A 14,506-nucleotide genomic window follows, 5' to 3' on the forward strand; every position below is an offset into this window, starting at 1 on the left:
CTAACTTAAGGCACAAGAAAGGATGCAGATGTACGCTTCAAGAATCCAATAGCGAACCAATGCTCGCATCATTTCTCAACAACTGTTATAGGATTAAAACGTATGTACAATCCTTATGGAGTGATACAATTCATGTGGAACCTCTTACCCTTTTGGATTGCAATGACGTTTGCCTTTAATCCCCTTTTTGCCGCTCAACAATCGATTGCCGCTTTTTTAGAGATGTCCAAAGAGCGTTATCGTCAGAACTTCGATTCAAAAAATATCCATATTATTCTTGGCAACGAATCGGGCGATTTAGACTCGGTTGTCTCTTCCATTCTCTACGCCTATTTCCTAAGCCGTGAAGATAGAGCCGAATCCGATGCACTCTATATTCCCCTTCTCAATATCCACCGCGAAGATCTCCTGCTGCGCAAGGATGTGGACTATCTCTTACAGCTTGCCGGGATTCCAAGCCATACCCTCTTGTTTTTGGACGATGAGCTCCCCTTACAAAAGCTCCTGCAACATAACCGGCTAAGGCTTCATCTTGTCGATCACAATGCTCTCAGGCCCAAACAAAGGCATCTCTCTTCTGCGGTTGTAAGTATTATCGACCATCACGTTGATGAGTGCCTCTCTTATCCTTTACTTGCATCTAGCCATAAATTGATAGAACCGGTGGGTTCCTCGGCTACTTTAATTGCAGAAAAAATAATCGCAAATCCATCTATTACCCTGCCCCTAGACATAGCGAAGCTGCTCCTGGCCCCCATTTTGATCGATACCTATGATCTGCAATCGGTTGAAAAAACTACTGATCGAGACAGGGTGATAGCTGCAATTTTAAAAGCTGTCGTTTTTCAAACTCTTCCTGAAAATTTTTACGAACAGCTTTTAAATAAAAAAAATGATGCGACCGAGCTCACTTCTACGATGCTGCTAAGCAAAGATTTTAAAGAATATTTAGATGGTGCGCTCTTGTATGGCATTTCAACCCTGCCGGCAACCGTCTGTTGGGAAAGAGAAGAGAGCTCGAACCTTGCACCTCTATTGGAACGGTATACGTTGGAGCGTGGCCTCTCTCTACTCATCATCCTCATGTCCAATCAAAGCCAAACGAAGCTTAAGCGTACAATCATCGTCTATTCGCCCCATAAATCCATCTTAGGTGCTTTTCGAAGCTATGTACAAAAAGATGTCCAGTTAAGTCAGATTCTCATTCCACTCCACTTCGCAGAAGAGGAGCAAATGAGCTTCTATGGGACAGAAGAATTCATAGCGCGCAAAAAATTGCAGCCGCTATTCCATTTTACAGACAGTTCATCCTTCGAAGCGCTCTTTGAAGGATGGGATCGCATAAGCGATTAAAACCATTAACAGATAGGATTTGGGAGATGAAAAATAGAATCGGGTGCACATTTTATCTTTTGTATCTGTGCTTCAACTTCAATTGCCTATTACTGCAAGGAGAGGAGCCTCTCCAAAGAGCTCAGGAGATGAACTCAAAAAAAGACCTATTTGGCGAGCTAAGCGACTGTCCAACTTTGACTGGACGAGTCATTACACGGGATGATCCAGGTTATGAAGAGGCTCGTTTAGTTTCCAATTTTTATCCATCAAAACAAAAATTTCCCGACACGATTGTTTATTGCCAAAGAGTGGAAGACGTTCAAAATGCCGTTAAGTGGGCTCGTTGCCATCAAAAAAACATCCGAATCCGCAGCGGCGGGCACAATCACGAAGCCTTTTCAACCGGCACGGGCAGTATCGTCATCGATGTCAGCGAAATGAAGCAACTTCAAATCGACAAGGCAAAACGCATTGCAACTGTTCAACCCGGCCTAACAGGGGGAGAGCTCTATCGCAGACTCTACGATGTCGGTTTGACGCAGGTAGGTGGAACCTGTTCTGATGTTGGAATTTCAGGCCTTATACTCACGGGAGGCATGGGACCTCTTTATCGCAAGCATGGCCTTGCCTGTGACAGCTTGCTAAAACTAGAATTAGTCGATGTTAATGGCAATCTGATTCACGCAACAAAAGATAATGAACATAAAGATCTTTTTTGGGCTTCCTGTGGTGGGGGTGGGGGCAATTTTGGCATTGTCACCTCTTTGACTCTTCAAGTATACCCGGCCGATTCGGTGACGTGGTTCAACATCGGTTGGGATTGGGATCAGCCGATCGACCAAGTCTTTTCAACCTGGCAAGACTTCTTTGCTAAGCCGGATGACAGATGGTTTTCGCACATCGATCTCTGGTCTAAGGCATTTCCAATAGACACATTCAAAAAACAGCCTGTAAAAGTCATGGGTGTCTTTTGGGGCACTCCCGAAGAGGCCCATAAAGAACTTGCTCCTTTCTTGAACATTGGACGTCCAAATGATCAGACTATTGAATCTGTCACGTGGAATAAAGCCATTAAGGCCTTTGAAGACGCAACAAGCGTTTTCATCACTGAAAAACCGGAGTATAAATCAACCGGCGCTTTTGTCATGAAGCCTTTTCCTCAAGACGCGATCAAAACGATCACAACATCCCTGAAGAACACGAAAGCTCCCCTCTTCAATGTACTCCTCTTTTCACTAGGAGGCGGCATAAAAAAAATGGCGCCAAATGCTACGGCCTACTTTTATCGCCAAGCCGACTTTTTTGTCAGTTATTCCATTCAATGGCTGCAAGCAAACGATGACGTTCAACAAATCGGGGAGGTTGACACCCTCCGCAACAGACTGCTCCCCTACACTCAAGGCGACTACATCGGCAATCCCGATCGAAGCCTCAAAGACTATTTGAGCGCCTATTATGGGGACAATGCCCCTAGACTCCGCTGCATCAAGCGTAAATACGACCCAACCGAGGTCTTTCACTTTGAACAGAGCATCCCACCCGCTCCAGCCGATTGGAATTGCACATCTAATGAATATAAAAACGTTAAATAATTGATTGCTCTAGGGAGTGAAGCCACTTGTGATAAAGGGCTTCCTCCATGGCACACACCCGCTCCGCATGCACAATCCCAGCTGATACACGCTTAAGACCTTCGCGCATTTCGTTTAAATGCTCTTTTTCTTCTAAGAGAATCGACCTAACAGCTACTTTTGAGCCTATTTTCCGCAAACATTCATCATAAAGAGGATAAAGTGTATCGGCGCGGCATTCAATGGCATAGGTCACAAGCAAATAGGCAGCTTCCCTCACTTGAATTTTAGAAAGGCCCGTCTTGATTAAATAGCGGCAAGCTTGCATGTCCAAGCGTTTCAAGTAGTGCAGAGTAGCCATACCTCCCAAAACATTGGCAAGAGAATAGTCTTCAAGCTTACGCGAGGTTACTCTTACAAGCTGCCTTTTGAGGTAATGAGCATGCCTGAATTCTTCTGCTGCATGCTTAAGCATCTCTTCTTTGACGAGCGTTGGATGCTCGCAGGCAGCAATTTTCCTTGCCCCGCAGTTTTCTAAATACGACAGTGTATTCAACCATTTGGCATGCAGCTGTTCTGAGTGCAGAATGCGCTCGAGAATGGGTTTTAACTCAATGCACGTAGCAGAATAATTCATAAATCTCCTTCGAGGGTCGACTCGATATGATCGTAAATTAAATGCAGCTCAGCTTCTAGGATGCAGTAAGGAGGCAATACATAAAGCACATTACCTAAAGGACGCAGAATAACCTCTTTTTCTAAGAAAAAATTGTAAAGGCGTTTTCCAAAAGGTAAAAAATAAGAGTGTGAGCTTTCCGAGTGGTATTCCAGGGCAAGGACTGTTCCCAAACTTTCGCATCTTCTAAGTTTGGGATGCCCTCGCCATTTTTCACAAAATTGCGCATGGCAGGCAGCGATCATCGCCCTTTGTCGACTGCACATGTCCAACTGCAAAAGATCCAGACTTGCCAAGGCGCTACTACAAGCCAAGGGATTAGCCGTATAAGAGTGTCCATGCAGAAAAGCTTGTTGCAGAGTATTCCCTAAAAAAGCCTTGTAAATCTCTTCTTTGCAGGCTGTGGCGCCCAATGGTAAAAAGCCTCCTGTGATTCCCTTGGACAGGCAGATGATATCAGGCGCTTCATCCAGCTGATCGCAAGCAAAGAGAGTACCGGTGCGCCCGAAGCCAGTCATCACTTCATCTGCAATCGTCAAGACTCCGTAACGATGGCACAGCTTAAGCAAACGGTCGAGTCCAGCCGCCGGATAGATGACCATTCCGCCAGCGCCCATGATGAGCGGCTCAAAAATCAGGCCAGCCGCTCCCTCTTTTTCTAAAATAGCCTGAAGCTGCGCAAGCGATTGTTCCTCTTTTCCCTCCACAGGTGGATCGATGCACTCGATTTCAAATAAATGCTTCCAAAAGGGTTGATTGAATCCATTTTTGCCAGCCACCGACATGGCACCAAAGGTGTCGCCATGATAGCCATTGCGAAATCCGATGACTTTCGTTTTACGTGTGTTTGAATCGCGATTATACCAATACTGGATCGCCATTTTAATGGCAGCTTCAACTGCAGTTGATCCATTATCGGTATAGAAAATCCTCGACATATTTCCCGGTAACAGGGGTAGTAAACGAGCTGCAAGCTCGATCGCTGGAGCATGAGTGAAGTCAGCAAAAATGACATGCTCTAGCTTCTCAGCCTGCTCTCGAATTTTTTTACTGATATAGGGATGGGCATGTCCGTGCAAATTCACCCACCAAGAGGCTATGCCATCCAAATATGCACGTCCATCTGGGCCATACAGATACGCCCCTTTGGCATGGCTAATCAGAATGGGCGGACGAGTCGTCTGCATTTGCGTAAAAGGATGCCAAATGCATTTTTTGTCTTTTTCAACTAATGAATCAGTCTTGTCATCTGTGGAGACCATTGTTCGGCATACCTTTGAATCGTGTTAAAATTGATTTTCCTCTCCAGCAACATCCTCCCTAGCATGGGAAGGTTGGTCATCTTTAAGATGACTGATTCTGCCTCCTTATTTGCTTCTCCATTAAAAACAAGTCCAAGGAGTGGAATGCTGCGATTCTTTAAAACGTCTATCGTCAATAGAGTGTGATTGATACTTCCCAAATAGTTTTTAGAGACGACTACCCAGATGCAGTTCCAGCCTTGAAAGAGATCCAAGGTCAAAACTTCTTCATCCAACGGGACGCAAATTCCCCCAACGCCTTCGATAATTAAAGGACGATCGGTAACTGGAGGTTGAATAGCGCAAGGGTCGATGCGTACATTGGCAAATCTAGCGGCTTGATGCGGCGAGCAAGGCATTGGCAGAGAATAGGACGGGGTGTGGATGCAATGCTTGCTTGGATCGAGAAGTTGTTTCATCGCATTCGAATCGGACAGCTCTTCGCTGCCGCATTGAATCGGCTTCCAATAATCGCCTTGCAGTGCTGTTGTCAAAACTGCAGAAACCACAGTCTTTCCGACGTCGGTTCCAATGCCTGCTACCATCACTCGTAGAGCTAACATGTTAAAATCCTCTGCAAACTTTCGATTAATCTCAAGGCCTCTTGCTTAGTATTAAAAGCATGCAAGCAGATGCGCAAGCACTCGCGTCCTCTTTGCACAGTCGGACTCATAAGAGCTCGAACGTCGAACCCCTCTATTTCAAGCCAGTTCATCGCTCTTAACACCTTTTCGTTCCCCTCGATTCGGATAGATTGGATGGCGGACAGATTCGAAGCAAGCCTGGCATCGACAAATAATTGTGCGAGTTCTCGCACGTGATGGCGTTCATTTGCATACGTTGGAAATAAATCATAACTGCATTTGATCGCTGCCAGCGAATGAAAGGGAAGGGCTGTGGTATAAATGGCCGAGCGGGCAAAGTTAATGAGGCTTTTCTTTAAAAGATGGCTTCCCAATACCATAGCCCCATGTGTACCAACCGCTTTCCCAAACGTGACAACGTGAGCAAAAACAGACTCCGCCAATTGATAAGCAGCCACAAGTCCCTTTCCCTCAGGTCCTAACATGCCAACGGCATGGGCTTCATCGACAATAAGATGCGCCCCATACTTTTTGGCTAGTAAACAAAGATCTACTAAAGGAGCCTGCGACCCGTCGGTTGAATAAACAGATTCAATGCAAATGAAGCGGTTTCCTTTCACTGAGCACGTTTTAAGGCGCTGCTCCAGATGCTCGGCATGCTGATGCTTAAAAGGGTAGCAACTAGCAAGACTCAAACGCATTCCATCGCGGATTGAAGCGTGAATGTGAGCATCGTAAAAAATGGCATCGCCACTTCCTGCCACGGCCGACAACAAACCCATATTTGCCATATAGCCGCAAGTGAATAGCAAGCCTGCTTCATATCCATGAAAAGCAGCTACCTTTGCCTCCAACTCTTCAGCATAGAGAGAATGCCCTGTCAAAAGCCTCGACCCGGTCGAACCAAGCCGATTCAAAGGCTCAGCTCCTTTCCACTCTTTTAAAACCTCTCGCTCCAAACGAGGAGATCTCGCAAGGCCCAAATAATCGTTCGAGGCAAAATCGATTAAACCAGGCCTTAAAATCAATTGACGCATGCATCCCTTGCGCTCCCTTTCAGCCAACCGCCGTTCGACCTCCTTTAACATGCCTTGCCACCCATAAATGCACCCCTTTTTCTCAGCCCAAACAACTGCAACATCGCCTCGTCCTTGTCAATTGAGGGATTGCCAACCGTCAGCAGCTTTTCACCCATGAAAATCGAATTGGCTCCGGCTAAGAAGCAAAGCGCCTGCTCCTCATATGACATCTCGAGGCGCCCGCTGGACAGGCGAATCATTGCCCGAGGAAGGACGATTCTTGTAATGGCCACCAAACGGACCATCTCCCAAATCGAAAGAGGGCGATGATCTTGCAATGGCGTGCCAGGAATTGGACTCAGGCGATTGATGGGTACAGATTCTGGCTGAGGATTCAAGCGGGTCAATGTCAGAAGCATCTCCAAGCGGTCAGTGGACTCCTCCCCCATACCAATGATTCCGCCACAACAGACACTGATTCCGGTTTGTTGGACCGTTTCAATCGTTTTGAGACGGTCTTGATAGGTACGAGTAGTGATGATCGTCGGATAAAACTTTTCTGAAGAATCCAGATTGTGATTATAGGCATACAACCCAGCCTCCTTCAATTGCCGTGCATGATGCTCTTTCAACATCCCAAGAGTGCAACAGACTTCGACTCCCAAATCGGCGATGCCTTTAATCATACTCAATATCCCATCAAAGGCTTTGCCATCGCGGACTTCTCTCCAAGCTGCACCAAGGCAAATACGAGTGGCGCCCCGTGCTACAGCGTGGCGTGCATCATCCAACACTTTATCGTATTTCATCATGGGCTGAGCCCCAATCGACGTTTGATAACGAGATGACTGGGCGCAATACTTGCAGTCTTCTTGACAGCCCCCCGTTTTGATGGAAATCAAGTTGCATACTTGAACCTCATCAAGCGGATGATGCAAGGCATGCACCCCATTGGCTTGCGAAAGGAGTTGAAAAAGAGGGCGTTGATCAAGCACTTCCAATTCTTCCAGACTCCATTTTTCTTTTGACTCCATGCGATTTTCCTTCAAAATGTGGCTTTATGATCAAAAGTACGTTATTTTTTGTTTTCTTTTTGCAAGAAACAGGCAATTTAACCCTTACTCCCTCTCTTTTTCAACACCAAATTCAGATCCACGCGCTAAATTCAAACTATAAAATAGTTCATAAAAAACCTATTTCGCTTTATAATAAAGGAAGCAACTCTTAAAATAGAGAGAGAAACATCTTATTTCCAATAAACCATTAATAGGTTTATTCAATTCACAATGAGGTTTGATTTTTTTATGCTTGAAGTCTTGTGTGGCAATAAAACGGTAGAAAAAATTCTGATTTTTTTATTTGTGAATGGCAAGTGTTATGGAACTCAACTGCATCGTCTTTTAAAAATTGCACTCACCCCTATTCAAAAAGCTCTTTTGCGTTTAGAGAAAGGGAATCTGATTGTCAGCCATTACGAGGGCAAGACAAGGCTGTACCAGTTCAATCCGACTTATCCGCTTTTACACGAACTGGAGCTGCTGCTAAAGAAGGCCTATACACTATTACCAGCAAATGAAAAGAAAGAGTATTACGTAGGAAAAGATGTATATGCTCTTCAGCCTGGCCAGCAAGCGCATAATCTCCAAGTCTTATTAACCTTCTGGAACAGGCTTTCCAAAGTGCGCTCGTTGACCTTTCACGCCAAGAATCAATCGAAAGATCCGCATGGATGGAATGGGAAGGGACAAGGAGAGGTTGCCTTGACAAAGCCCACCCCAGAGGTCCTGATTTTTCATGAAAAAGGAAGTTGGCAAGGAAAGCTGGGAGAAGAGGTGAGTTTCAGCAACGTCTTTCGCTGGACTCTGGATCGTGAAGCGTGCCTCATTTCACTCGAGCATTTGAGGCAGGGAGTCGACCATCCCGTCTTCCTTTTTCATTTAGCTCCCAGCAGCAGCCAATCTCTCGCATCCGTAGACTCCCATCTATGCGGTGGAGACACCTATTTTGGCCAAATTCACGCTGATCGCTTTAGCCTGCGCCTCAATTGGCGGGTAATTGGGCCGAAAAAGAACGAAGAGATCGATTACTATTACGCAAGCGACCTCTCGAAGTGACTTGGGTACCCGCTATCTTAAAAAATTTTACACGATCTTAATCTCTCTTTAAAAATTTTGATCTATTATTAGCGTTCAATAAAAAAATCAAAAACATAATATAATAATAAAGATAAGCGGATAACTAAGGTAGCAACTATGGAATTAAGAACAATCTGCGCCAATTATTTCAGTGGTTTTCAAGAACTTTACGATTTTAAAAACAACGACGCGTCAACGAATGTCATCGCGTTACTGAAAGCGGCTTCTTATTTTACAGTGATCATCCCTATAGGATTTGGCGTTACTTATGGAATTGCTTCCTTATGTGGGCGTTTTAGCCATAGGCAAGAGCTAACAGAAACGGAACAAACCATTAACAATCAGGCTCGTGAAAGATTAAATCCTGCGATTCGCATAAGCTTGAAGCCGTCTCCAATCCATTCAACAACCCCCACTCAAAAAACCCATTCAATAACCACGGTTCAAAGACCCCCAGTTCAAACTGAAGAATCGAGAGTGGTACATGCTTATACTGGCGACCTGACAAATCAGGAAAAGAAAAACGTAGCCCTTGCTTACAATAAAAGCGACACTCAGCTGAATATCTCTTTCACACAAGCACCAACACTTGCCGTAAGCATTCGCCTGCAAGACATGTTTGCAAGCGGTGCCGAAGTAATCGTCAATGCAGCCAATACCCACCTGGGCGGCGGGACTGGAATCGATGGAGCCATTCATAGTAAGGGCGGGCCATCCTACGCCACTGAACACAAAAAACTGCAAACACTTTATGCTTCAAACTATATTTCAGGCCATGCGGCCATGATTGGAAGCGGAGCTCTTCACCATCAGAATCAAATTGCCAACGTTATTGTTGTGGCAGGACCATCAGGCACGAGTACACCGCAAAAAGAAGATGAACTTTATTCATGCTACTACAATAGCTTGTTATTGGCACATAGCCAAAAGAAAGAAAGCATTGCCTTTCCTTCAATCAGTACGGGAGTCTTCAGATTTCCTAAAGAAAGAGCGGCTCATATTTCTTTAAAGGCCATTTCCGATTTCATCGAAGAATGCCCTAATACGTCTCTTAAGGCCATTTCTATTCACTTCTTACAATCAGCTCCCAAAGAAGAGCTCGAAACGTACGAGAAGGCTGCTACTTACGATAAGACTGCTACTTAATAGCAGCAAAGGTTGCTCGATAATCGACGCATAAACGGCCAGCATGGTGAATAGTTGCCATAAGATTTAGGCGCGCCTTGCCTTTTAGGCGAAGCATATTAAAAAAGCGCTGCCACTCATCATCTGCTGGCCTTAAGCACTCGGCTCTAAAATCTCCATCGACTGGTGCAAGATAAGCGACGTCGCTTTTTGTGATGACAATTTGAGCACTTGCCTCTTCTGTTTGCTTCAAATTGGCATAGACAAGCCCCCAACATGCAAGCGTTGTCAGTGCATGCAAGCTGCCACCAAAAACTGTTTGCTTGTGATTGATATTGGGAGCAAAGGGTGCCCAAAGAATAACCTGTCCAGGATCTGCTTTTTCGACACGGATTCCCATCGCCTTTGACAAGGGAATGTGCTTATGCAAGTAAGCTTCTAATTCTTTTTCCATCCAGTCTGAATCCTTAAAAAAACCAACAATCATAGTTAGAAACTAATCATTGAGCTTGGCCTGCCATTCACTCATTTTAATTCGATAAAGCACATGCCTACAAAGCTGATGCTCTTTCGAAAGCCTTGGATGGTCAAAATCATCGATTGGATCGTGATGCATGCCAATCTTCCTCATCACTTTCCGAGACCGGTCATTGAGTTGGGCTGTAAACGAAACAATTTCATTTAGCTGGAGTGTTTCAAAACCATATTCTAAAGCCGCCAAAGCCCCTTCAGTCGCATAGCCTTGCCCCCAATAATCATAGGCTAAACGCCATCCAACCTCAATTGCAGGCGTAAAATGGGCTTCAAAGGAGGGTTTTGCAAGGCCGATGAATCCAATAAACTCCGCAACTTCTGGAATCGAAACCGCCCATAGACCCCAGCCCTGCTCTGCCACCTTGTCAGATAGGCGCCTTGCAAGATCGTCGCTTTCTTGCTTGCTCAGCGTCGAAGGAAAATATTCCATCACACGCGGATCTGCATTCATTCTAGCAAACGGCTTCCAATCGTCTTCTCTCCAAGGGCGCAAGATTAAACGCTTGGTTTGAATCGTCTGAAAGGCCTGCGGTTGTGGAAACCATCTAGATTTTAAGTACTTAATTAACATAGAGAGACCTTCTTAAAGCGGCATCATGCATGGCGTTAGTAATTGAAAGCATAATATCTATATGTGTTAAGTAAAACGATCAAAAACTTAGGGTCTAATCTTTATTATTAACAGAAAGTACAATTATCAAGAGTAGGATGTAAAAATTTTCTTTACGTTTTCTGCTTTTATATGAGACTTTGAAAATCAGAGTATTTGAAGATAACCCTGGCTAGTTTTGCAAAGGAGCTTGAAAGCCCATGTATAAATGCATTATCATTTTTTTATTTTGCATACCGACTCTTTTGCTTGCTGAATTTAGTGTATACATTGGTAATCTGGGAAGTTCGGATACCAGTGTAATCAATACAGGAACTGACAGTGTCATCGCTACAACTCCAGTTGGCGTACTTCCCTCATTTTTAGCCATCACGCCAGACGGGTCTAAAGTCTACGTCGTCAATGGGCTCAGCGCTACTGTAAGTGTCATCCAAGTTGCGACAAATACTGTCGTTGCCACCATTCCGCTTGGAGGAATTCCTCTCTTTCCGGCGGTTACTCCTGATGGCAGCAGAGTGTATATCACCAATACAACTGGATTTGTTAACGTGATCGATACGGCAACGAATAGCCTGATTGCAACAATTCCAGTCGGAGCAAATCCAAACTTTTTAGCTATCACGCCAGATGGAACGAGCGTTTATGTCGCCAACCTACAAGATGGGACCGTAAGTTTGATCAATACGGCCAGCAACAGCGTCATCGCTACCATACCGGTCGGAACAACCCCGAATTACGTGGCCATTACCCCAGATGGTACAAAAGTCTATGTCGGGAATCGACTCAGCTTCGATGTGAGCGTGATCAGTACGGCAAGCAATACAGTCATAGCAACTGTTCCTGTAGAAGATACTCCGCTTTTTTTTGCCATTACTCCAAATAGTGCGAGAGTCTATGTGAGTGTGACCAATGCAAGCGATACAGTACAAGTTATTGACACTGCGCTCAATGCTGTCATTGCAACAATTCCGGTTGGCAATGATCCAAACTATATCATCATTACCCCCAATGGTTCAAAGGCCTATGTCGTTAATCTTTTCTCGAATAATGTGAGTGTGATCAGCACAGCTAGCAATAGTGTCATTGCAACAGTTCCTGTGGGGGCAAATCCACGCTTCCTTGCAATTACACCGGATGGAGCCAAAGTCTATGTAACAGATGGGGGAAGTAGCAGCGTCACCGTCATTGACGTAGCAAGCGACACCGTTTTGACAACAATTCTAGTAGGTAATACTCCAAGCTTTTTAGCTATCACGCCTTTACCTCCAACTCCACCGCCACCACCGCCACCTCCTCCTCCGCTAGTAACACCTCAAGCTCCCATTAATTTAAAAGGGAAGCAAACAGCTAATCGTTTTTTGTCCCAAACAGATTTCATTAATGTCCTTACGTGGAGTGCTCCGCAAAGCGGGCCCGTCATTGAACAATACGTGATTTATCGCAATGCCGCTTTAACTCGTCGAGTTGGTACTGTCAAAGCCGATCGCACCTTGCGGTTTAAAGATCACAATCGCAAAGAACATACACTCTACACTTACTATATTGTATCTGAAGATGTGGCTGGGAATAGATCTCCCCCGGCTGTCATCGTCGTAAAGCCTTAAAAAAAGAAAGGATTTTAGGCTGATTTGATCTTAGCCACAGCTTTAAAGCGGTGGCTAAACAATGCGATCTGTTACATTCGACCTTATTTAGCAAAAGGATCGCCAATCTATCTCCGAATGGACTGATAATCGAATGCAAATTGTCAATTCTAAGATTTTATAAACGCCAGTAAATCAGCGTTGACTTGATCTTTCAGCGTCGAACACATCCCGTGAGGGGCTCCCTTGTAAACTTTCAATTGAGCATTCTTGATAAGCTTTACCGACAGCAAAGCAGAGTCCGCAATAGGAACAATCTGGTCGTCATCGCCATGAAGAATGAGTGTTGGGATATCGAACTTCTTAAGATCTTCGGTGAAATCAGTTTCAGAAAAAGCCTTAATACAGTCGTAGATCCCTTTAAAGCCTCCAAGTGTCCCTTGCAACCAAAAAGAGTCGCGCAATCCTTGCGACACCTTAGAACCTGGGCGATTGGCGCCATAAAACGGACTGCTCAGGTCTTTAAAGAATTGCGAGCGGTCTGCTAAAACTCCAGCACGAATCTGATCAAATGTCTCGATTGGTAAGCCGCCCGGATTCGACTCCGTTTTCAACATAGTGGGAGGTACAGCCCCAATCAATACTGCTTTAGCCACCCGCTTTGTTCCATGCCTGCCAATATAACGGGCGACCTCTCCACCGCCAGTCGAATGGCCTACATGGATGGCATCGTTCAAATCTAAGGCTTCGACAAGCTTGGCTAAATCGTCGGCATACGTATCCATATCATTGCCATTCCATGGCTGGCTAGAGCGTCCATGGCCGCGGCGATCATGGGCAATGCAGCGATATCCGTGGGAGGCTAAAAAAAGCATTTGATCTTCAAAGGCATCGGCGGTTAATGGCCATCCATGACTAAATACCACGGGCTGTCCACTTCCCCAATCTTTGTAGTATAATTTAACTTCTTTGCCATTTTCTTTTCCGACGACGACGTAGCTCATTTGCACCCCTTTTTGTTAAATGTTTTTTTTAATTGATTTTACAATTTAGCCCAATCGATGCAAGTACAAAATCTTTAAAAAGCTGGCTCGACAAGAAAAATTTTAAACGTACTATGGAAAGATCGCTGAGGATTTTGACAAAAATAATCTTTTTACTTACAATTTATAATCCATTAATTATCAATTAGAAATGAAATTAGCAATTATTTAGGGATCATTCATGTCCTCATTCTGTTCCAGTCTTCTGGTCAATCCCATAGCAAACGAACCCATCGTAACAGCTGAAAAATACATGGCTTATAAAAAAAGAAATGGCCATCTCATTGAGTTTATCCCGCCTGCAGCCATCCTCGTTTGCTATCAACAAAGCTCTTTAAAATACCTTTTAGATTGTATTCCAGAGATGGAGGAATGCGAGACTTTTTCCAATCTCTATTTAATCGATGAAGGAAGAGTGGGTATCCTTGGGGGTTGGGGCATAGGAGCGCCAGCACTTTCGGTTAAGTTGGAACAATTGATCGCACTCGGAGCAAAAACTTTTATTGCCGTAGGAACAGCTGGAACTTTAATGAATCATCCGATTGGAGACTTCATCATCGCTCCGAAAGCATTAGCAGAAGATGGGGTTGCCCATCTCTATTTGAAAGACAGTTCCTTTGCGCAAGCAGATGATGCGCTATTTTCGATTTGGAATAGCTTCATCCAATCCCGCAGTCTGCCTCATTTTCACTCTGTCCCCGCCTGGAGTTTTTCTGCTCTTTTCCGAGAAACTCCTGCCGACATTTGCCGTGTAACAAAGCTCGGATGCGGCGTCGTCGAAATGGAAGCAGCCACACTGTATGCGATTGGCCAAGAAAAAGGCGTGCAAACGCTCTCTCTTTTTGTGGTCAGTGATACCCTGACTCAGGAGAATTGGATTCCTCACATCAAAGAACCAGCGGTCAAACACAATTTACATAGGCTCGCTAAGTGGGCTTTAGAGTTTTGCCAGGAAACGATCCTCGACAAATACATTTAAGACTTCAAATC

General features: G+C 44.8%; 13 protein-coding genes and 1 pseudogene. 6 read left to right on the forward strand and 8 right to left on the reverse strand.

All coding sequences use genetic code 11. The features are described 5' to 3' along the window. Positions 1-102: 102 nt before the first annotated feature. Positions 103-1,353, forward strand: a complete 1,251-nt coding sequence (locus PNK_RS08825; RefSeq protein ID WP_059061557.1) for a DHH family phosphoesterase — start codon at positions 103-105, stop codon at positions 1,351-1,353. 128 nt (positions 1,354-1,481) lie between these two features. Continuing rightward, positions 1,482-2,927 (forward strand): FAD-binding oxidoreductase, encoded by a 1,446-nt coding sequence (locus PNK_RS08830; protein ID WP_162264042.1) that lies wholly within the window; start codon positions 1,482-1,484, stop codon positions 2,925-2,927. On the opposite strand, the gene PNK_RS08835 is transcribed toward PNK_RS08830, so the two are convergent. Genes PNK_RS08835 through bioB form a run of 5 tightly spaced genes read right to left on the reverse strand, consistent with a single transcriptional unit; the run spans position 2,920 to position 7,520 of the window. Beyond that, positions 2,920-3,543 carry a hypothetical protein gene (locus PNK_RS08835; RefSeq protein WP_059061559.1) on the reverse strand — a complete coding sequence of 208 codons (624 nt, stop codon included), beginning with the start codon at positions 3,541-3,543 and terminating at the stop codon, positions 2,920-2,922. The genes PNK_RS08830 and PNK_RS08835 overlap by 8 nt on opposite strands. Next, on the reverse strand, positions 3,540-4,844 hold the full coding sequence (gene bioA / locus PNK_RS08840; protein WP_059061561.1) for an adenosylmethionine--8-amino-7-oxononanoate transaminase: 1,305 nt from the start codon (positions 4,842-4,844) through the stop codon (positions 3,540-3,542). The genes PNK_RS08835 and bioA overlap by 4 nt, the downstream gene beginning before the upstream one ends. Continuing rightward, positions 4,811-5,446, reverse strand: a complete 636-nt coding sequence (gene bioD / locus PNK_RS08845; protein ID WP_059061563.1) for a dethiobiotin synthase — start codon at positions 5,444-5,446, stop codon at positions 4,811-4,813. Before bioD ends, bioA begins: the two co-directional genes overlap by 34 nt. Then, positions 5,440-6,555 carry an aminotransferase class I/II-fold pyridoxal phosphate-dependent enzyme gene (locus tag PNK_RS08850; protein WP_059061565.1) on the reverse strand — a complete coding sequence of 372 codons (1,116 nt, stop codon included), beginning with the start codon at positions 6,553-6,555 and terminating at the stop codon, positions 5,440-5,442. The genes bioD and PNK_RS08850 overlap by 7 nt, the downstream gene beginning before the upstream one ends. Beyond that, entirely contained in the window at positions 6,549-7,520 is a 972-nt protein-coding gene (gene bioB / locus PNK_RS08855; protein WP_059061566.1) for a biotin synthase BioB, read from the reverse strand. The genes PNK_RS08850 and bioB overlap by 7 nt, the downstream gene beginning before the upstream one ends. Positions 7,521-7,790: 270 nt before the next feature. Between bioB and PNK_RS08860 the strand changes: the two genes are divergently transcribed. After that, positions 7,791-8,600 carry a DUF6314 family protein gene (locus PNK_RS08860; protein WP_051981673.1) on the forward strand — a complete coding sequence of 270 codons (810 nt, stop codon included), beginning with the start codon at positions 7,791-7,793 and terminating at the stop codon, positions 8,598-8,600. Positions 8,601-9,236: 636 nt separating this feature from the next. Then, positions 9,237-9,624: pseudogene (locus tag PNK_RS14025) on the forward strand (macro domain-containing protein); the annotation flags it as partial. 135 nt (positions 9,625-9,759) lie between these two features. On the opposite strand, the gene PNK_RS08870 reads toward PNK_RS14025, so the two are convergent. Both PNK_RS08870 and PNK_RS08875 read right to left on the reverse strand, forming a co-directional pair. Beyond that, complete coding sequence (locus PNK_RS08870) at positions 9,760-10,200, reverse strand: YiiD C-terminal domain-containing protein (protein ID WP_032124055.1); 441 nt, start codon at positions 10,198-10,200, stop codon at positions 9,760-9,762. A gap of 42 nt (positions 10,201-10,242) precedes the next feature. Further along, positions 10,243-10,851 carry a GNAT family N-acetyltransferase gene (locus tag PNK_RS08875; RefSeq protein ID WP_079992888.1) on the reverse strand — a complete coding sequence of 203 codons (609 nt, stop codon included), beginning with the start codon at positions 10,849-10,851 and terminating at the stop codon, positions 10,243-10,245. 239 nt (positions 10,852-11,090) lie between these two features. Between PNK_RS08875 and PNK_RS08880 the strand changes: the two genes are divergently transcribed. Further along, a complete protein-coding gene (locus tag PNK_RS08880; RefSeq protein ID WP_059061570.1) occupies positions 11,091-12,494 on the forward strand; it encodes a hypothetical protein in 1,404 nt (467 codons plus the stop codon). A gap of 149 nt (positions 12,495-12,643) precedes the next feature. On the opposite strand, the gene PNK_RS08885 is transcribed toward PNK_RS08880, so the two are convergent. Further along, complete coding sequence (locus PNK_RS08885) at positions 12,644-13,477, reverse strand: alpha/beta fold hydrolase (RefSeq protein ID WP_059061571.1); 834 nt, start codon at positions 13,475-13,477, stop codon at positions 12,644-12,646. Positions 13,478-13,697: 220 nt separating this feature from the next. On the opposite strand from PNK_RS08885, the gene PNK_RS08890 reads away from it, so the two are divergent. Then, positions 13,698-14,495, forward strand: coding sequence for a nucleoside phosphorylase (locus tag PNK_RS08890; protein ID WP_059061573.1), 798 nt, complete (start codon positions 13,698-13,700; stop codon positions 14,493-14,495). Positions 14,496-14,506: the final 11 nt, after the last annotated feature.

It is taken from the genome of Candidatus Protochlamydia naegleriophila, from assembly GCF_001499655.1.
Classification (GTDB): Bacteria; Chlamydiota; Chlamydiia; order Chlamydiales; family Parachlamydiaceae; genus Protochlamydia; species Protochlamydia naegleriophila.

Bases quoted from the DNA above. Each gene is read 5' to 3' on its own strand.
- PNK_RS08825 (WP_059061557.1), top strand. From the start codon at position 103: ATGTACAATCCTTATGGAGTGATACAATTCATGTGGAACCTCTTACCC.
- PNK_RS08830 (WP_162264042.1), top strand. From the start codon at position 1,482: ATGAACTCAAAAAAAGACCTATTTGGCGAGCTAAGCGACTGTCCAACT.
- PNK_RS08835 (WP_059061559.1), bottom strand. From the start codon at position 3,543: ATGAATTATTCTGCTACGTGCATTGAGTTAAAACCCATTCTCGAGCGC.
- bioA (WP_059061561.1), bottom strand. From the start codon at position 4,844: ATGGTCTCCACAGATGACAAGACTGATTCATTAGTTGAAAAAGACAAA.
- bioD (WP_059061563.1), bottom strand. From the start codon at position 5,446: ATGTTAGCTCTACGAGTGATGGTAGCAGGCATTGGAACCGACGTCGGA.
- PNK_RS08850 (WP_059061565.1), bottom strand. From the start codon at position 6,555: ATGTTAAAGGAGGTCGAACGGCGGTTGGCTGAAAGGGAGCGCAAGGGA.
- bioB (WP_059061566.1), bottom strand. From the start codon at position 7,520: ATGGAGTCAAAAGAAAAATGGAGTCTGGAAGAATTGGAAGTGCTTGAT.
- PNK_RS08860 (WP_051981673.1), top strand. From the start codon at position 7,791: ATGCTTGAAGTCTTGTGTGGCAATAAAACGGTAGAAAAAATTCTGATT.
- PNK_RS08870 (WP_032124055.1), bottom strand. From the start codon at position 10,200: ATGGAAAAAGAATTAGAAGCTTACTTGCATAAGCACATTCCCTTGTCA.
- PNK_RS08875 (WP_079992888.1), bottom strand. From the start codon at position 10,851: ATGTTAATTAAGTACTTAAAATCTAGATGGTTTCCACAACCGCAGGCC.
- PNK_RS08880 (WP_059061570.1), top strand. From the start codon at position 11,091: ATGTATAAATGCATTATCATTTTTTTATTTTGCATACCGACTCTTTTG.
- PNK_RS08885 (WP_059061571.1), bottom strand. From the start codon at position 13,477: ATGAGCTACGTCGTCGTCGGAAAAGAAAATGGCAAAGAAGTTAAATTA.
- PNK_RS08890 (WP_059061573.1), top strand. From the start codon at position 13,698: ATGTCCTCATTCTGTTCCAGTCTTCTGGTCAATCCCATAGCAAACGAA.